14 protein-coding genes are annotated in these 18,773 nt (G+C 47.3%); 10 read left to right on the top strand and 4 right to left on the bottom strand.

Annotation, left to right across the window (positions count from 1 at the left end; all coding sequences use genetic code 11):
* Positions 1–651: 651 nt before the first annotated feature.
* The 4 genes from ACJJIR_RS09920 to ACJJIR_RS09905 all read left to right on the top strand — a co-directional run bounded on the left by ACJJIR_RS09920 (position 652) and on the right by ACJJIR_RS09905 (position 6,027).
* Positions 652–1,869, top strand: coding sequence for a CaiB/BaiF CoA transferase family protein (locus ACJJIR_RS09920; protein ID WP_444908223.1), 1,218 nt, complete (start codon positions 652–654; stop codon positions 1,867–1,869).
* A gap of 118 nt (positions 1,870–1,987) precedes the next feature.
* The gene (locus ACJJIR_RS09915; RefSeq protein ID WP_444908222.1) at positions 1,988–3,178 is read left to right on the top strand and encodes an AMP-binding protein; all 1,191 of its coding nucleotides are present in this window, start codon (positions 1,988–1,990) and stop codon (positions 3,176–3,178) included.
* 61 nt (positions 3,179–3,239) lie between these two features.
* Positions 3,240–4,211 carry a methyltransferase gene (locus tag ACJJIR_RS09910; protein ID WP_444908221.1) on the top strand — a complete coding sequence of 324 codons (972 nt, stop codon included), beginning with the start codon at positions 3,240–3,242 and terminating at the stop codon, positions 4,209–4,211.
* A 463-nt stretch (positions 4,212–4,674) separates the two neighbouring features.
* Complete coding sequence (locus ACJJIR_RS09905) at positions 4,675–6,027, top strand: lectin-like protein (RefSeq protein ID WP_444908220.1); 1,353 nt, start codon at positions 4,675–4,677, stop codon at positions 6,025–6,027.
* A 272-nt stretch (positions 6,028–6,299) separates the two neighbouring features.
* On the opposite strand, the gene ACJJIR_RS09900 is transcribed toward ACJJIR_RS09905, so the two are convergent.
* From ACJJIR_RS09900 to ACJJIR_RS09885, 4 genes are all read right to left on the bottom strand, one after another.
* Positions 6,300–7,547, bottom strand: a complete 1,248-nt coding sequence (locus ACJJIR_RS09900; RefSeq protein WP_444908219.1) for a DUF418 domain-containing protein — start codon at positions 7,545–7,547, stop codon at positions 6,300–6,302.
* 314 nt (positions 7,548–7,861) lie between these two features.
* Complete coding sequence (locus ACJJIR_RS09895; protein ID WP_444908218.1) at positions 7,862–8,689, bottom strand: SDR family NAD(P)-dependent oxidoreductase; 828 nt, start codon at positions 8,687–8,689, stop codon at positions 7,862–7,864.
* A 222-nt stretch (positions 8,690–8,911) separates the two neighbouring features.
* Positions 8,912–9,469, bottom strand: coding sequence for a hypothetical protein (locus ACJJIR_RS09890; RefSeq protein WP_282932883.1), 558 nt, complete (start codon positions 9,467–9,469; stop codon positions 8,912–8,914).
* Between the two features lie 73 nt (positions 9,470–9,542).
* On the bottom strand, positions 9,543–10,436 hold the full coding sequence (locus tag ACJJIR_RS09885) for a hypothetical protein (RefSeq protein ID WP_444908217.1): 894 nt from the start codon (positions 10,434–10,436) through the stop codon (positions 9,543–9,545).
* 199 nt (positions 10,437–10,635) lie between these two features.
* Here ACJJIR_RS09885 and ACJJIR_RS09880 point away from each other — a divergent pair, with 199 nt between their 5' ends.
* The 6 genes from ACJJIR_RS09880 (at position 10,636) to ACJJIR_RS09855 (ending at position 18,617) form a co-directional block, all read left to right on the top strand.
* Positions 10,636–11,037: a hypothetical protein gene (locus ACJJIR_RS09880; RefSeq protein WP_444908216.1), complete on the top strand. Its 402-nt coding sequence runs from the start codon at positions 10,636–10,638 to the stop codon at positions 11,035–11,037.
* A gap of 193 nt (positions 11,038–11,230) precedes the next feature.
* On the top strand, positions 11,231–12,769 hold the full coding sequence (locus ACJJIR_RS09875) for an efflux RND transporter periplasmic adaptor subunit (protein WP_444908215.1): 1,539 nt from the start codon (positions 11,231–11,233) through the stop codon (positions 12,767–12,769).
* On the top strand, positions 12,763–15,897 hold the full coding sequence (locus tag ACJJIR_RS09870) for an efflux RND transporter permease subunit (RefSeq protein WP_444908214.1): 3,135 nt from the start codon (positions 12,763–12,765) through the stop codon (positions 15,895–15,897). Before ACJJIR_RS09875 ends, ACJJIR_RS09870 begins: the two co-directional genes overlap by 7 nt.
* A gap of 263 nt (positions 15,898–16,160) precedes the next feature.
* A complete protein-coding gene (dbpA, locus tag ACJJIR_RS09865) occupies positions 16,161–17,549 on the top strand; it encodes an ATP-dependent RNA helicase DbpA (RefSeq protein WP_444908213.1) in 1,389 nt (462 codons plus the stop codon).
* A 319-nt stretch (positions 17,550–17,868) separates the two neighbouring features.
* The gene (locus ACJJIR_RS09860; RefSeq protein ID WP_444908212.1) at positions 17,869–18,297 is read left to right on the top strand and encodes a hypothetical protein; all 429 of its coding nucleotides are present in this window, start codon (positions 17,869–17,871) and stop codon (positions 18,295–18,297) included.
* A gap of 29 nt (positions 18,298–18,326) precedes the next feature.
* Positions 18,327–18,617, top strand: coding sequence for a hypothetical protein (locus ACJJIR_RS09855; protein ID WP_444908211.1), 291 nt, complete (start codon positions 18,327–18,329; stop codon positions 18,615–18,617).
* The last annotated feature ends 156 nt before the right edge of the window (positions 18,618–18,773 follow it).

The raw sequence follows: 18,773 nt of genomic DNA, 5'->3' as shown, positions 1-18,773 counted from the left end.
TACACGCCGTTTAAATACTCTGAACTTCAGATATAAACAACAATCAAAAACGATACTCTTATATTATTCATACTTTGATGCCGAGCAACACAAGGAGGAGGGCTGAAAATCAGGACACTCCGCGATCCCTTGCCGTTTTATGTCATTTGACCAACTATTTTATGCTGGCATAACATTTACCTCAGCATCAAGATGCTTTGTGGCAACCCCGGTCAATGAATACGAAATTGCGTCCAGGGTTGTCACGCAAAACAATATCATTTTGGCGGCGCACATTTATCGGCTATCGCATATAACTCCACCCTACTGATATGAAAACGATCCATATTCACATCCTTAAAAGCCATTAACTGGATCTCAAAGAGTCTAGTTTGCAATACCCGGTTGTGCGTTGGTGGCACATACTTAGACTTACTACCAGGCACAAACTATTTCTCGGCTCGAGGATATTATTTGCCAATCAAACCTATGAGGAATAATTAAACACTCAATGTCCTCCGTAACTTCAATAGATCCTAATAACCAATGCAAACTTCGTACTCTATTTTCCCACATCAGAATTACACAGTGATCTATAAACTAATACCCACTTGTAACTAAGTGGCAAAACTTGGCTGGCCATTAATTTTGTTTGCGCAAATCAGGTATATCATGATGCTCCCTCTCCACGGAAAGCGTATCCTTTCATTCGAAACCTGGGGCGCAGGATCCTTTCATGGCACTTTACTAGCTTTTCTGGGCGCAGAAGTAGTCAATATTGAAGACCCCAAACAAGGTGGGAATCCACTTAGAAAAATGGGATCTATCTATCTTGATGAAGCTCGCGAAGACAATGAGACAAGTGAATCGACGCTCCACAACAAGAAGAGCTTGGCCCTGGATATCAGGGATCCCACTGGCAGGGAGGTATTCTTGAAGCTTGTGAATAACTCACATGCTGTTATCGACAACTTTAGAGGCTCTTTACCCGAAGAGTTAGGCGTTACCTATGCTGACCTCAAAGTGGCGAACCCCAAAATAGTTTGTACCCATCTATCAGGGTACGGCAGAGACAACAATAGAAAACACTGGCCAGGATATGATTTCCTTATGCAGGCAGAAACTGGTTGGATGTCAGTGACTGGAGAACCAGGATCTATCCCAACCAAAGTTGGCGTGTCAGTAGTGGATCTCTTGGGGAGTGTCTATTCAGCCCTCTGTACCGTTTCAGGGTTACTGCGGACCGAAGTCACAGGAAAAGGCGGTGATTTTGACACTAACTTATTCGATATTGCGCTAAATTGCCTCTGCTACCAAGGGTTATGGTTTCTCAACGAGGGGATAGTCCCAGGGAAGCAACCTCGCTCAGCCCACGCATCCCAAGCACCTTGCCAATTAGTAAAGACAGCAGATGGTTGGTTTTATGTTGCCTGCTTAACCCAGAAATTCTGGGAAATGCTTTGTCACGAACTAGGCTCCGATTTATTACAAACTGATGCCCGCTTTTTGACCAATGAAAGCAGGATGCAAAACAGAGAGCTGCTGACAGAAGCTCTGGACCAGCACTTCCAGAAGAGAACAACAAAAGAATGGTGCGCTCAAATGGAGGGTAAAATCCCCTGTGCCCCGGTCTATGATATCGCCGAGGCGCTTAACAACCCCTATGTCCAAGATAACGACAAGACTGTATCAATTCCCTATGCACGCAGTACAAGCCGTGACTCAATACAATTTATAAACGCCCCCTTCTCTATTCCCGACACTCCTCCAGTGCCTTTCCAGCAAGCACCACTTTACGGAGAGAACACTCGAGAGATCCTTGGTGACTTGGGTATCCCACAAGATGAAGTGGAGTCCCTGGCAAAAGCTGGCGTGATCTATTGCTGCTGAAATGCATCGGTACTGATGAGGATAACTCCCAATTGGCCAGACCACTCTCTACCTAGGCGCCCTGTTACTACAATTTCCTCAGTTCCACCCGATACCTCACCACCCCAGGAAGACGGGATTGAACGGGAGCTACCTTAACGCTATGAAAATCGGCCACCTGGATTGGAATGCCATTCTCGCCCACGCCCGCAGTCTTTCACTCTACGGCGGACCAGATATACCTGTTTCTGCCGTATGTCTCGATGACATCCCCGTTTGTGGCCCCGTTGAACTGAAACATATCAGCCAAAATGCCGCGCAGGAACACGGAGCCATTATCATGTCTAGCGGCGGCACAACTGGAAAGCCGAAGCTGGCCTATACACCTTATCACCAGGCAATTCAAAGATTGCTCAAGGAATGGCGCCCGCTCAGCTCTCAAAGTGTTCTTCTTAATCTCTTTAATCCTGGGCGGCTATGGGGTGCACACTACTTCATTCAAACACTGGCAGAGGCTTCCAAATGCACCATTGCACCTACAGGCCCCTTTATATCAGGTGAGGTGGAGAATTGGCTGGAACTTCTACATAACATCGATGTGGACTCACTTGCTGGCGCACCCACAGGACTGGCAGATTTTGCCGAAGGTATACTAGATTCAGGCAGCCAACTCCCAATAAAGACAATTATCTGGATGGGGGAACCTTGGACCAAAGCAAAGTTGAAGGTCATACGTAAGGCTTTCCCTGATGCTGGGCTGTGGTGCGACTATGGATCGGTAGAAACCAATAGCATTGCTGTCAATTCCCCTGAGTGTGATTTGAACATATATCACCTTTTAGCGGACCAATTGATCGAAACTGACGATCAAGGCGCCCTGCTTACCCGTGTAGGTACAGGGTGGACAGTACCGATAGTGCGTTACCGGTTAGGTGACCTAATCCAAAAAGCAACTTGTCCCTGTGGTCGCCCTAATGGCCTATCTATTCAGGGGAGAGCAGATGACAATGTCGGGTTATGCAGCGCCCTTCTGGACCTCAATAAGATCATAGAACTCACCTATGAATGTGAAGGCGTCGAAGAAGTTCAACTACTTCTCAGCGGCGACACACAAACAAAAAAGTCTGCCGATTCAATAGTCGTTCAGTTCACAGGCACGGCAAGTGCCAACAGCATCTGTGAGCATATTTCGAACAACATTCACAACCTCGCCTCTGTTGTCAGACAGTACCCTCAGTCCTTCACAGTACAAAAAGCCGAGCGACTTAAGCGTATCGAACGCACCAACAAAGTTCCCCGGGTTATTTGGAGAATGAGCGATGGGAAATAGCGGTAGAACTCAAATCATAACTCCCCCTAGCGCATCCGACTGTCCTATGTGGGACCGTCTTATGGGAAACTATAATTTTGCCTGCCTGATGGTTTCTGCAAGGTTGGATATCACCGGGCTAATTGAACGCGGTTACGATTCCTGCGAAGCACTCAGTAAGGAATTGCAGCTCAGCAATAAAGGAATGGGCCTCTTTCTGCTGATTCTGAGTCATTTGGGGTATATATGCTTCGACAAACAACAAGTGAAAAATACAGAGCTGGGGAAATGCTACCTCTCCAAAAGTAGTCACTACTATTGGGGGGAAGTCTTACTCGATCCTTTTCAAATCTATGACATCAATCACCTGGATAAAAAGATACTCACCAGCTTACAAAGAGAATATGAGCTGGAATGTAAAGGCCGCTCTGTAACCGACATGTGGCAAAAAAATGACATGGACAATGACTCGGCAGCAGCTTTTACTCACCTGATGCATTCGCAGGGATTTGCCTCCGCAGTTGAGGCTGCTTCCTGCGGTATTTTTGAAAACGCTCAAACCTTACTCGATGCCGGTGGAGGCTCTGGAACCATTGCTCTCGCCTTCTGCGATACCTATCCTGAGCGCAATGCGCTGCTCTTCGACCTGCCGCCAGTTTGCGATATAGCAGCAATGTATATAAATAAGTTCAAGAAAAACCAGCAAATCCAGATAGTTAAGGGAGGTTTCTTTAGAGACCCATGGCCTGAGGGGTTCGATGGCATTTGCTTTAGCAATGTGTTGCACGATTGGCAGCATGCTACATGCCAAATCTTGATCGACAGAGCCTTCGCACTTTTACCAAAAGGCGGACAGGTATTTATTCACGATATGCTCTTCGATGATACACGCTTAACACCAAGCTTATTCTGCTTTCATTTGTTTATGAACCACGGCTCCCAACTATATTCAGCCAAAGCGCTATATCGGATGCTTGAGACAGCAGGATTTGTAAATCCTCAATCATACCAGGCACTCGGCTATTTCTCGGTATTATCGGCTAGGAAACCCTAGCCTTACCCTTATTATCCTATTTTACTTATATGCTATCTATCGCTACTTCCACGAGCCGTTCATTTTTTGGTTACCATTTCGTCACCGATTGATTTTTAGGGTATAAGCTAGAGAGTGTTAAACCTTAAAATAATAGTAAATAGTTTTCGACTTAAGCAATATAAAACTATAACTTTGTGAGGTGCTTCTCGTTAATACATTTAAAATAGCTAACGGGTTATGTCTATTCGATATCATTGCTTTCGCACTCTATTGCCCTTCAGGGGGTTATGCTTAAAAAAATTGAAGATTATTGAAGTTCCCGACATCCAACCTCACAAGGAAGCTGGGTGAAAATAAATTTCACATGTTTAGAGATACAAGTATTCCTGCATACTATTACTTTAATCTCGGCAGTCATAATAGAGAGCGCAATTAAACCTGTTTAAAAAATAACAAACTCAGACGAACAATAGGAATAATAATGAAAAAAAACTATTCATGGCCACTCTCGAAAAGGCTCAAGAAGATTTGTGTCGCTTTATTTAGTTATACAACATTGATGAGTACGCCTCTATTTGCGGAGACCGATCCTTATTCCATGTTGGTTCAATTCAACCTCTATTACGATTACGAGACAGAACAAGGCACCAATGACCACGCAAAATATGCACTCGAGCTACAACGGCGCCTGACTTACTCGACGCCAATTCGTTATACACAAGTCCTTGCAACACACAACAGTTATAACTCCGATGCCTATGGTGCTATCTGGGTAGGCTCTGAACAGTCCGCCAGGGTTAAAGACCAAATTGATATTGGTGCTGAAATTATTGAGCTGGACCTACATCAGTTCAGCGGTGAACAATATTTTTGTCATGGCTCATTCTATTGTAATTTCTGGCTTGATCCTCAACGCGTTCCTATCTCTACCGTATTGGGAGATTTGAGGGATTGGGCTTACAAGCAGGATCAATATGGCACTAACCGTACAGTAATCGTACATATTGAAAATGCGGTATCGTCCGGTGCCCAGGTAACTTTTAAAAATCATCTTTTAGATCAGATAGGCCTGGAATACATTTACACACCCGAAGACTATAGAGAGGACTTTCCCAATGGGGTTGAAGTCACAAGCTATAAACGAACCTCACTTCCCTCTCAGGAGTTATCACGGGAGACAGTCCGTAAACATGATGGTGTAAATGGAAAAAAGAGATTCGTATTTTTCTGGACAAAGAATGACAGCGATATTGGTGATGATAATGAGTCATTCGATGTAATATTCGATGGATGGGGAGGACTGGACCGGCACTGGAAGAGTGGCGATGACGACTCCTTGGATAACTGGGATGACGGTATCAACACCGTAGAACACTATGATGTCAGTGCTACAGACAGCAGATTTCAAAATAAAGGACTATGGTCTTGGGGAGAGGGAGAACCCAATGATCATGGTAACGGAGAGGACTGCGCTGTTATCAGAAGCGACGGGCGCTTTAACGACCGTCAATGTGATCGCTCTTATTCATTTGCTTGTAAAAGGCGGTTAAATGGAGAACTGCATGTAAACGACTTAAAAGATGATGGCGCTATCGATTACCCTGTTATGTGGTCACTGACTACGAGGAAGTCTACCTGGTCGAATGGAGAGAGTGAATGTCAGGCACTGGGTACTCAATGGCACTTCGATGTGCCTCGCAATATGATGGAAGCACTCGCATTGAAAAGTAAGCTGGCAGCTGCCAGTGAGACAGCAGCCTGGATTGCTTATACTGACCAGGATAGTGAAGGTACAATTGAAGGTGACTTTATAATAACAACTGTAGATTACTAAAAAGATATTGTAGGGTTCTTTGTCTTAAGGTAATTAGAGATCTACTAACTTTCAACTTGATCTGACAGTTACCCGCTTCTTAGAAGAAGCCCTGTCAGATCAAGTTCAATCATGCCTATTTTTAATGTGATAACATCTTATCTTTACGGCCAATCATCCTATAAAAATATTTAAAAGATCTCGCAATAAAAAATCTGTGGTACAGGTAACGAGCTACCGATAACTCCTATTCTCAAGTTTAACCGCAGCCCGCCTAATTTTAGCTATAAACTCTATAAGCGCTGTTCGGTCGCCGGTACGCCCCTTTCCTTTATCAGCGGTGCAAACCTGAAATATGTTAAAGTTCGCCAAAACCACTCTAGCGGCCCCATACGAAATGCCTTAAGCCAAAGATCCGAATAGGCCAGCTGAAACAGACCCAGCAGCACACAGACCCCAAGTACTTCTATACGTGTCAGCTCACCATACAAACCCAATCCAAAGCCATAAAAAATATAAATGCAAATAAATGATTGAGCCAAGTAATTGGTAAATGCCATCCGCCCAACACTTTGGATCTTGCCTTTGATCCATAGGTGTTTACCTAATTTGAACCAAAGGCAGATCAAGCCGATATAACCGATACTGGTAAATGTGGACCCTACCAAATTAAAAATGGCACCATAGGTGAAATAATCATCCATACTCCAGTCATGACTATAGTTCCAGATAAGCCCTATACCGGTCAATGTCACCCCAATAGCCACCCCAGCAATAGCTAGTTTTTTGTAGGCAGACGAACTGGCTTTGCCACGTAGGATATCCAACTTAAACAGGCCCATTCCCAGCAACATCATAGCGGCAGCTTTTAAAACAATGGAGAGACTAAAGTAGGAAATAACGATTGCTGATTCCGGACTAGAAGCTAAATTACCAGCAACTAATCGACTCCCGACCAGATCCCAGAACCCTCCTCGATATATTTCTATATCTTGCTGGATCTGCGCTGTATCAGGGGCAAAAATGGCTGCCGTTGCATATCGAGCTTCCCCTGTTAGGGGTTGTATAAAAGCTCCTGCCAGATATGAGCTACATGCTGACAAGGCAAGAGTAATCACCCCCAATGCAATCAGCCAGCTTCCGCGCAACTTGCGGAACAAATAGGCAAACATGGCTATAAAGGCATAGATCATCAGGATGTCGCCTTCCCAAATGAAGATGCCATGACAAAGGCCTATCAATAACAGCCAGAAATTTCGACTGTAATGAATTTTTGCAGCAGACTTATTCTGTTGCTCACGTTTCTCAGCTAAAAGTATGATGCCTGCGCCGAAAAGCATGGCAAAAAGCCCCATGAACTTTTGATCAGCAAACAAATGGAAAAAGCTAAAGAGAAAATCATTCAAAGGGCCATTTGGCAAATAGGCCTTTGGATTCAAATAAGCCGCCATAGGCATAGAGAAATTTATCATATTCATTAAAGGAAGCCCCAATAAAGCGACTCCCCTCAACAAATCCAACTGTGATATTCGATCCTGCATATAAGTCCTTTTAAAACTAAAATACGTTACAGATATATACTGAGGTGGAGATTACAGGAAAAAAGGAAGAAATCGCTATATTTTTTCTGCTCGTAGGTACCAACTAGGGCCTTTCTAGGGAAGCTTTGATAAATGGACTTCTAGCCACCCCCATGGGATGAGAGGATGCATCTGAGAAAGAAACTTCTCGCGGGGAGTTCCATGACGCTTCAGATTATATGCAGCTTCGGCAAAGGTAGCTAGGGGCAAGATCTTGACGGATAGCGGAATACTACCAAGTTGGCTCGAAATTAATCAGAGGTTTCCTAACTAAGCTAAATATCAATTAACGTATTACTATCCAACATCGCCTTTGCCTGCTGAAATGCAGTTTCGGGTACATAAGGATGGGAGAAAATCCAAAACTGCCCGCTTTCTATACCACTAGTAATGATATCAGCAGCTTTTTCTGGCTTCATACCTTCAGAAACCACCTTGACAACTTTGGCTTTAACTTTTTTCTCGACTTCAGACTCAGGGTGAATTACCGCTACACTTGCAGGCCTATTACGTGAAGAGTCGAGAATATTAGTTTTTATAGCACCAGGACAAAATACAGAAGTTTTTATAGGCGAGTTAGCTAAACGAAGATCCCGCTCTAAACTTTGCATTAAACCTACAACACCAAATTTTGAAACATTGTAGGCCCCTAAGTACCCTATACCATATAGGCCGGATTCCGATGCTACAGACAATATATGGCCCTCGTCATTCTGTTCGATATGAGGGAGAAATACATGAATACCGTTAATAGGCCCCCACAAATTCACTGATAAAATCCACTCCCACTCATCCATAGAGGTTTCTGCTATAGCCCCCAAAGGACCTATTCCGGCCACATTACAGAGCAAGTGTACCTTATCAAAGTGTTTTAAAGTTCTATCAGCTATGTTTTGCACATCCCCAAGTTTAGATACATCTGCTTGTACGCATATACACTCAGCACCTTCTAGTGCTATCAACTTGGCTGTTGATTCGAGATGACTTAGGGTATATCCGGCTAATACCAACTTCATTCCTTTTTCGGCCAAACGTATTGCTAAAGCCCGCCCTAGTCCACTTCCCGCCCCTATAACAACAGCAACTTTATCGGACAAATCCATAACTTTCCTTTTTACAATATATTCCACGTGACTAGGAACTTTAGATTAAACAAATCCTTAAATAGTTGATATATTGCTATTCACAGCAATAAAAACTGAATAAATTAAACCTCTACCAATAATCTGAATAACTACCAGGAATCTTATCCTTTAGCCCTTCAGTAAAACTCTGTTGTGGCCATTTAAGCCACTTAAACTTTAATGAAGCTATAGATTAACAACCTAATGAACCGGGTATTGTATTTCTTTGGCAATCACCCACATTTTATAATCTGCAGGCATTTCAGATAAGTAATCGAGAGTTCGATAGATAAGATGTTTCTCCATTTCATCGACTCCAGAAGACTTGCTCCAGCCTTCTGCTGCTAACCGGTACATAAAAGTAACCAAAAGGAATTTCTGCTTGCTTGATAACCCATTTCCATGACCATTGATCATCATATGCATAGAAACAAGGTCATAATCCAAGTCAAAAATTGACTCATCAACCTGGACGGATATCTGGGCCGAACGACCCGATACAGAGTTCCCCCGCGCAATCACCTGCATTTCATCAAGAAAGAAGGAGACATGAGCACTATTAGCGGCAGAGCTGTTTTGATAGCGCCCTCTAAGTGCCAAGTCCCTTATCTGACGATTTGAAATTTCACCCTTTAGCCAGAGTTCTGTCATCTGGGTAAACGGGTCGTAGTCCTCGCTCTGGACTATGTACTCATCTGCAAAGGGGGATAAGGAATAGAAAAGCGCGACAAGCCAAAAACAGATCCTTGTTACAGTCATTACAACTACCACTCGAAGTGAAGACCATGCCACGCGGTCGATTATGACGGGAAATCTATTAAATTAAGTATAATCAAGAATTATTGTAGGAACATTGATCGGGAGGACACTTGCACTCATTTACGGGCGAATCAACCGGGGGCTTAAATTCCACATTGATCTTAGCTTTTTTAGCCAGCCTTTTCTCTTGAAGCCTTTCCAAAGCCTCCTTCGTCATTGCGTTTATCTCCCCAGAAAGAAATTTATCAACAAACATTTCGGCTTCTTGATCCAGACTGTAACTACTACGTCCCATTCCCTCTCGTGAGTTATATTTCGATAAGCTATAGGTCAGTAATATCTCTTGAGCTTCACTATCAAACTTACTGAATAGATCTATGATCCAATTAGTTTCCAAGAGGTGTTCAAGAGCTTCAAGATTACCTTGAAGCTCTAAATAGATAGCGGCAAAGTCCTCACCTCCTTGAAGGATCCGGCCTATGTAACCAGCTTCCTCTTTGTGGAAATAATCTAATCTTGCCTGGATGTTTATTTCTTTGATGTCATTGGCGATAACATAGCGACCCAACTTTTCCACTTCAGCCACAGTCATACCAAGCTCATAAAGCTCCTCCTGATTCGTCTTTAACATATACCAAGAAGAGAGTACCCCTAGCAGTCTAAATGACGTCAGCCACGCTCGTTGCTTTCCTAAATCAATCTCGTACCACGCGGACTTTCTCTCAAGCCCATACTTACTGAGGTATGACAAGTCCTCCCCTCTATTAGCAGCTTCCCTAACAGCCCTCATTCTTTGCCAGGCAGCCCAGTTCCGCTCCCTACTCAGCACCCATTCACTGTTAATCTCTTCATTATGTTTATAGGTAGTCGCAAATAACTCCTCGAGAGATGTGCGTTTAGAATCTGCAAAAGAAGGTGCCGCCAATAAGAAGATCAGAAGGAGGCAAACCGGGGGAGTTAATTTCATAGAGACACCTTGTGGTGCTGTTGTAGTCGCATTTATCGAAGGGAATCTACTAACTATCGTCAAGAAATCTCTGCCGAAGGGTTAACCTGTGCCGTAATTACCCCTAGTAGAAGAAAGAAAAACTTGGAAATACCTCTTGGTCACATAGCGAAAGCAACCTTTGTCGAGCAACCGGCCTCTGGTGTATGATTTATCAGTAATGAAGAACTATTCGTCCACATTTCGCGCCAAGCTGATAGCCATGGCGGCCCTGCTCCTGCTGATGTTGCAGGTACAGACCGTGCTCGCCTGCGAAATGATGGAGGACCCCAAGCCATCAGCGGAATGTTGCTGCGATGATATGGCCAAGGGGTCAGACTCAGGTGATGACTGTTGTGGCTATGACGCCCAAGTCTCCCTGAAGACTTCGCTGGACGACCACCAAGTTGCCGTCACCGCCGCATACTTGAATCTGGAACTTCCCCAGTTGGCGCCACCGCCAACTTACCAGTGGCCCCAAATTCTGGCTCCGCCATTCGGTACGCCTGAATTATCTCCTACTGCGACAGAATCCCACCCCGGCAACCGAACCTGGCTTGCCACTTTGCGCCTGCGTATTTGATCACTCCCTTTCTCTCTGACTAGCGAAATATGCCCCCAGCCCATGCTGGCGGCTTCAGAAAGATTGTTCTAGGAGTGAACCTTTTGATTTCCCAACAAGCTATAGCGGCCATTGGTGGCCTGCTCGTTGACCCGTTTATTGATAATGTGCTTTGCGCGCAGATGCCCCTTTCCTTCACTCAGGAGGGTGCCCTATGAGCCAGCAAAAAACATTGAGCTTAATCGCCCTTACCCTGATGTTAGCGGCTACCGGCGCGGCCTTTTATTGGAAGAAAATTTCTGCACAAGCCGAAGCTCCAAATGCCGATTTTGTGCAAGCTGGCCCCTTCCAGATCGCCGTGTCTGTCGACCCGTTGCAACCCCAAGCGGGTAAAAACCAAATTCGAATTGAAGTTCGTAATGCTGACAATGAGCCGATATCTGGAGCTGAAGTTCGCGCGGTAGCCGAGATGCCCGCCATGGGCGCCATGCCAGCTATGCGTGCCGTGGCAGATATCAGTGAATCCAGCCCCGGTATCTTCACCGGTGAAATTGAGCTGGCCATGGTGGGCTCCTGGCCCATGGTGGTAGATGTAGCGACAGGCCACGATAAGCATGTCGATTTGGCCTTTGATATGAGCACCAATCGCAAAGGCCTGCGCCTGAAATCTGCGCCTGAGGCTTCAGATACTGCCTATTACACCTGCTCAATGCACCCATCGGTAAGAGCTGCCGAAGCCGGTACTTGCCCTATTTGCGGTATGAACCTGCAACCTGTGAGCCACGATGAACTGCAAAGTGGCAGCATTGTGGTGGATAGCGGCCGGCGCCAGGCCATTGGTATCAAAACCGGTATCGTCGAGCGACAGCCATTCGCTTTGCCCATTCACCTACACGGCCAGGTTACCTATGACGAAACCCGCTTGCGCGATATCAGCCTACGCTTCGACGGCTGGATTGGTGAGTTAGATGCAGATTTTGAAGGAAAGCAGGTTAAACGCGGCGAAGTACTGTTTTCTGTTTACAGCCCGGAGTTGCTCGCAGTCCAAGACGAGTATCTAAAGGCCCGCCGACGTGGCGACGCCCTGGAGAAAGCAGCACGAAGGCGTCTACTGTTGTGGGGCCTATCTGAAGAGCAAATCGACTGGCTGGTTGAACAGCAAAAAGCGCAGGACTATATCCCGATTTTTGCACCCGCCAGTGGTGTGATAATTGAGAAGAATATTGTCGCGGGCTCTGCGTTTGAAAAGGGCGACAACCTGCTGCGCATAGCCGATCTCAGCCAGGTTTGGATTGAAGCCCACGCCTACGAAGATCAGCTGCCGTTGATAGAAAAAGGCATGCCGGCCAAAGTGCGTTTAACCAACGTCTACCACGAGGAAATCCCAGCCACCCTCACCCAGATTGACCCCTTCCTGAATCACAATAACCGCAGTGCACGGCTGCGTGTGACCCTGCCCAATACCGATGGTGAACTGCGCCCGGGACTGTTTGCGGACATCATGTTAACCGCCGAACTGGGAAATCTCCTGGTGGTACCCAGGGATTCAGTATTGATCTCCGGCAAGAAACGCATTGTTTTCCGCGACTTGGGCCAGGGTCGTCTTGAACCGGTACAAGTACGCACCGGATATGGCGACAGCGATAGGATTGTTATCCGCTCTGGCCTCCAGGCCGGAGATAAAATTGTCACCTCTGGAGTATTCCTGATCGCGGCGGAAAGCCGCCTGAAGTCGGGGGTACAGCAGTGGTAAATTCTGAACCCAAAGGGCTAATTGCCCGAATTATTGGGGCCTGCGCAGGTAAGCCAGGCATCACTTTGATCCTTGTAGCGATCGCAGCCCTGGCGGGATACCGGGCGCTAACCAGTGTCCCCCTGGATGCTATTCCGGATCTGTCCGACGCCCAGGTGATTGTGATGACAGACTGGCCGGGGCGCAGCCCTGACCTGGTCGAAGATCAAATCACCTACCCGCTTTCCACCGCAATGCTAGGGCTGCCCAAAGTCAAATATGTGCGGGGCCAGAGCTTTTTTGGTCTCAGCTTTGTCTACGCCATCTTTGAAGACGGCACCGATATTTATTGGGCCCGCTCACGGGTTCTTGAGTACCTCAACCAAGTAGCCGACCAGCTCCCAGAAGGTGTTCAGCCAAAGCTTGGCCCGGATGCTACCGGAGTGGGCTGGGTGTTCCAGTACGCGCTGGTTGATCGAAGCGGTAACAACGACCTGCAAGAACTGCGTGCGCTACAGGATTTCAAGTTGCGCTATTGGCTCACTTCTGTTGAGGGCGTGGCCGAAGTCGCCTCCATTGGCGGCTACGAAAAGGAGTACCAGGTCCAAATCGACCCCCATCGCTTGCAGATGTTTAAGGTTCCGCTCGGCAAAGTGGTCGAGGCCATTCGCCGCAGTAACAATGACACAGGAGGAAGGGTACTTGAGATCGCGGGCCACGAACATATGGTGCGTGGCCGGGGCTATATCCGCAGCGTTGACGATCTCGAAGACGTGGTGATCGGGGTCAATGCGGCAAAAATTCCGGTGACTTTGGATCAGGTAGCGGATATTACCCTGGGGCCTGCAATGCAGCGCGGTATTGCCGAGCTGGACGGCGAGGGGCAGACCGTAGGTGGCATCGTAGTAATGCGCTACGGTGAAAATGCCCTCAAGGTTATTGAGAGAGTTAAAGAGCGCATCGAGCAAATCCGTGCAGGCCTACCGGAAGGCGTTGAACTGGTAGTGACCTACGATCGCTCACAATTGATTAATAGCGCGATCGACAATCTCAAAAGCACCTTGATTGAAGAGATGCTAGTGGTCGCCGCCGTGATCGCTATTTTCCTACTCCACGCCCGCTCCGCATTGGTAGCCGTAATCACTCTACCGATTGCTGTTTTACTGGCCTTTATTCCACTGTCCCTACAAGGGCTTACCGCCAACATTATGTCACTGGGAGGTATTGCCGTAGCCATCGGTGCCATGGTGGATGCGGCAGTGGTAATGGTGGATAACATCCACAAAAAGCTGGCAGCCGATGGGGATAAGGAGTTGTCTCCAGGCGAGAAAAGAACGCTAATCGTTCGGGCAATGCAGGAAGTCGGACCGAGTATTTTCTTCTCCCTGATTATTATCACGGTTTCATTTCTGCCGGTATTCGCGCTGGAAGCTACCGAAGGCCGCCTGTTCAAACCCCTCGCCTACACCAAAACCTACAGCATGGCTTTCGCCGCCCTATTGGCAATCACCTTGATTCCAGCTCTTGCTGTACTGCTAATGCGCGGCAAAATTCGCAACAGGGAAAATCCGATTTCCCGCGTTTTAGTCCATACACTACAACCAGTGATTCACTTTTGCGTACGGCAACGCAAGGTTGTAGCCACTCTTGCGGTACTAGCTCTGGTTTCTGTGGCTTACCCCATTAGCAAACTAGGTGGTGAATTTATGCCGCCACTCAATGAGGGCAGCATCCTGTATATGCCTACCGCCCTACCCGGCATGTCGGTTACCGAAGCGGGCAAGGTGCTGCAACAAATGGACGAGGAACTGAAAGCCTTCCCAGAAGTAGAGCATGTCTTTGGCAAGATTGGCCGCTCCAATAGCGCCACCGATCCTGCACCGCTCTCAATGGTAGAAACTGTTATCACCCTGAAACCTAAAAGTGAGTGGCGTCCCGGCATGACTTGGGACGACCTGCTGGCGGAAATGGATGAAAAGCTGCGCTATCCGGGCATGCCCAATATCTGGTGGATGCCCATCCAAACCCGCACTGAGATGCTCGCCACCGGTATTCGCAGCCAGCTCGGCATCAAAGTGTTTGGGGATAACCTGGAGGAAATCGAACAGACCGCTTTGGCCATCGAAGAAGCACTGCGCAGTGACCAGCGCACTTCGGAACAAACCCGAAGCGTCTTCGCCGAGCGTCTAACCGGCGGTTACTTCCTGGACTTTGATATCGATCGCGCACGGGCTTCCCGCCACGGCTTGAATGTACAGGATATCGAAGATGTGATCGCCGCAGCTGCTGGTGGCCTGGCCGCAACCCAGACCATCGAAGGCCGCGAACGTTACGATGTGTTAGTGCGCTATGCCCGCGACTACCGGGATACTCCTGAACAGCTGGAACAAATCCTGGTCCCCGCTTCTGATGGTTCCCAAGTGCCCCTGAACCAGCTGGCTGATCTGGACTTCCGCACTGGCCCGCCCATGATCCGCAATGAGGATGGGCAGTTGGTGGGCTTGGTATTTGTCGACTTGAAGGGCGATATCGGCGTTGCAGATTATGTTAATCGCGCAAAGCAGGTTGTTGCCGATCAGGTTAATCTGATTCCCGGGCAACGTATCGCCTGGGCCGGCCAATACCAATACCTGGAGCGCGCCAAGTCCCGCCTGCAATGGTTAGTGCCCCTGACCTTGTTGGCTGTGTGCTTCCTCCTGTATCTGCATCGAGGCAGGCTATCCGACACCCTGTTTGTACTCACCGCCATGCCAATGGCACTGATCGGCGCCTTCTGGCTGTTATACCTGCTCGACTACAAACTGAGCGTTGCTGTATGGGTCGGTATGATTGCCATGGCTGGTCTCGCCGCTGAGATGGGGTTGTTAATGCTGCACTACTTATCTGCCGCCGGAAATAACTCTGAGCGCGGCAATACTGCGACTGTTGCCGAAGCGGCAGCTGGCCGTATCCGCCCGATGCTAATGACCAGCCTGACACTGCTAATTTCATTGATACCAGTCATGGTTTCCGATGGCACCGGCGCAGATGTTATGAAACGGATCGCAGCACCAATGGTGGGCGGCACCATAACCACACTGCTATTTGTATTGTTAGTGATGCCCGGGGTTTTCTATCAGTGGAAGGCCCGCGAAGGAAAGCAAAGCTGACGTTAGTAAATTGGGGTACTGGGTTTATGCTACCCAGTGCCCCTGTTCTCTTCTTGCAAAGCGGTAATCTGGATAGATAAGCCTTTGAAGGGAACAAGGTGATTCATAGGTTTCTTCAAGGTTAACTGTTAAAATTCCATACAAATTTTGTATTGCACAATCTGCAAAATTGCGGCGATAACACAGGCTAAGTAGGTGACGATCACTTTCCCTACTGCTTGTGTAATACGTGTATTTGACATTTAACGACTCCAGGATTCACCTTGACTGCACCATTTTCCGATCTCCCCCTAAACCCCGCCCTGCTGAAAAACCTGGCGTCACTCAACTATAAATCCATGACCGAGGTTCAGGCCAAAACGCTTCCGATCATTCTTGACGGCAAGGACGTTATCGCCCAGGCAAAAACCGGTTCCGGTAAAACTGCCGCTTTCGGTTTGGGGGTGCTGCATCGGCTCAATGTCAGCCGCTTTCGGATTCAATCGCTGATTCTGTGCCCAACACGGGAATTGGCAGACCAGGTTGCGCAGGAACTGCGCCGATTGGCACGGGCAATTCACAACATTAAGATTCTGACTCTCTGCGGCGGCATGCCTTTCGGTCCGCAGATCGGCTCCCTGGCCCATGGTGCCCATATCATCGTTGGTACTCCAGGACGCATCGAAGAACACCTGCGCAAAGGAACACTCTCCTTAGAACATGTCGATACACTGGTCTTTGACGAAGCCGACCGAATGCTCGATATGGGATTTCAGGACGTTATCGATACCATTCTGGCGCAGGTGCCAACTGGGCGACAGTCGTTACTATTCAGCGCTACCTACCCCGATGAAATTGAAAAGCTCAGCGCCCGGGTGATGCAAAAACCGGTGATGGTTAAAATTGATTCTGCCCATAGTGACGCGGTGATCGAACAACGCTTTTACAGAACTGAGAGTTTCGAGGATCGCCTGGAGATGACTCGGCGTGTTCTGCTCAATGACAAACCCATCAATACCCTGATTTTCTGCAACACCAAACGCGAAACCGATGAGGTGGCCGATGATCTGAAACAGGCTGGCTTCAATGTCCTCGCCCTGCATGGTGATATGGAGCAGCGCCAGCGCAATGAAACCCTGATTCGATTTGCCAATGGCAGCGCTTCTATTCTGGTGGCCACTGATGTGGCTGCACGAGGTCTTGATATCGACAAGCTGGATGCGGTTATCAACTTTCATATCGCCAAAGACCCGGAAGTGCACACCCACCGCATCGGACGGACCGGCCGCGCCGGTGAGCGCGGTTGCGCTTACTCTTTTTTTGCCGAGAAGGAAGGCCACAAACTGGTTCGTATGGATCTAACCCAGGACCCACTATCCGATCCAGATACTCCGCCACCTGCCAGCATATTAAGTGAACCCCCTTTCCAGGCACCGATGGCTACCCTACAAATCGATGGCGGCAAGAAGCAAAAGGTCCGCCCCGGCGATATCCTTGGTGCCCTAACCGGCGGCGATCGCCCGATTAACGGTAAAGATGTTGGCAAGATCAACGTACTGGACATGACCGCCTATGTTGCGATTAAACGCAATGTGGCATCACAAGCACTGAAGAAAATAGAAAACGGCAAGTTGAAAGGACGTAAATTTCGGGTGCGGCGTATTCGAGGGTAAGTCGAGTGATTATCCCCTGGCGACGCCGGGGGATTGCCCTTTTGCGCTCGCTTCTGGTTTATGGCTCTCCTGACCGTTATTTCGAGAGCTGGCAAGAATTATAGAACAATCAGCTGGAAATCTAAGGATTACAGAGTGATATAAAAATGGGACAGTGGTCAAAGTGATCGTTTTCGCAGTTCGCACGGTAGTAAAAATTAAGCTTAACCCGATGGTTTTATAACAGTATTTCCATTTTGAAGGAGAAATTGATTCTGAAATAACAATCGGGATAATAGTGATCAGAATGATTACTGTATAAATGTTATGCAACGGGTAGATGATGCGAGCTGGTCTGATAATTTTAATGGTGTTGGCTATACAAGGGTGTATGTACCGAGCCAATCTCGTTTTTTTTAACTCAACAGAATCAAGCTTGGAAATATGCAACTTGGGCGCAAAGGAAGCGGAGTGTTACCAAGTGCCTCCAGGAAATGAAAGAATAGTCCCACTTTATACTATTAGCAGAGATGCATTTATCTATAGCATCACACAAAAAGGCAGCACTGCAACGTATCATCTGGGGTTTGAGAGCGCCGAGGGCTTATTTTCAAACGTCTATTGCGGCAAGTTGCACAAGAACTTTTGCGATATTGCGGTTCAATTTAATCCTGATAATAAGATATATTGGTCAGGTAAAAATAGTAAGCACCCGGTTAAAAATTTGCCAGTACAACCTGCAGGCTTTCCCGTGGTGCCAAATGCATAACAAAGCATTATGCATTTTAGAGAATTAAAATGAATACATTAGAGATACAAGAGAAGAAGAAGTTCCCTAAGGAAATCGCAATTGCGTTAGCTATAGTCGCTACACTAGTTTCACTTGCACCAATTGCCATTGTTCAAAATGAGAAGGCAGTCTTACTTGCAATATTTGCCTTTGTAATGAACTTCGCTCTTATACCTTCCATTTTCCTATTGTTTGGTGCTATCCAGAAGTTACGTGATAGGCAATTCAATTTGTGGAGTGCGTACTACCTTGGGCTCTTTGTTGCCATAGTTTTGGCAGGACAGAAGCTGGTAGTGTAGTGGCCATGCATAACAATGCCGGACAATTTACTCCGGTCCTTTGGCCCTCCGTGAGACAGCTTGCAGGTTTTGCGCAAGTCGCTTCATCTAGCCCCTTGCGGGACGGCTTACCCTGTACATCTTTCGCACAAAGTGAACGCAAATCAAGCTGCTTCC

The organism is Microbulbifer maximicatervae (SeqCode) (assembly GCF_052467385.1).
This window is presented reverse-complemented; position numbering and strand designations above follow the sequence as displayed.

Excerpts from the sequence above, each read along its gene's own strand:
- ACJJIR_RS09920 (WP_444908223.1), top strand. The coding sequence starts at position 652 with ATGATGCTCCCTCTCCACGGAAAGCGTATCCTTTCATTCGAAACCTGG.
- ACJJIR_RS09910 (WP_444908221.1), top strand. The coding sequence starts at position 3,240 with ATGGGAAACTATAATTTTGCCTGCCTGATGGTTTCTGCAAGGTTGGAT.
- ACJJIR_RS09905 (WP_444908220.1), top strand. The coding sequence starts at position 4,675 with ATGAAAAAAAACTATTCATGGCCACTCTCGAAAAGGCTCAAGAAGATT.
- ACJJIR_RS09900 (WP_444908219.1), bottom strand. The coding sequence starts at position 7,547 with ATGCAGGATCGAATATCACAGTTGGATTTGTTGAGGGGAGTCGCTTTA.
- ACJJIR_RS09895 (WP_444908218.1), bottom strand. The coding sequence starts at position 8,689 with ATGGATTTGTCCGATAAAGTTGCTGTTGTTATAGGGGCGGGAAGTGGA.
- ACJJIR_RS09890 (WP_282932883.1), bottom strand. The coding sequence starts at position 9,469 with ATGACTGTAACAAGGATCTGTTTTTGGCTTGTCGCGCTTTTCTATTCC.
- ACJJIR_RS09885 (WP_444908217.1), bottom strand. The coding sequence starts at position 10,436 with ATGAAATTAACTCCCCCGGTTTGCCTCCTTCTGATCTTCTTATTGGCG.
- ACJJIR_RS09880 (WP_444908216.1), top strand. The coding sequence starts at position 10,636 with ATGAAGAACTATTCGTCCACATTTCGCGCCAAGCTGATAGCCATGGCG.
- ACJJIR_RS09875 (WP_444908215.1), top strand. The coding sequence starts at position 11,231 with ATGAGCCAGCAAAAAACATTGAGCTTAATCGCCCTTACCCTGATGTTA.
- ACJJIR_RS09860 (WP_444908212.1), top strand. The coding sequence starts at position 17,869 with ATGATGCGAGCTGGTCTGATAATTTTAATGGTGTTGGCTATACAAGGG.
- ACJJIR_RS09855 (WP_444908211.1), top strand. The coding sequence starts at position 18,327 with ATGAATACATTAGAGATACAAGAGAAGAAGAAGTTCCCTAAGGAAATC.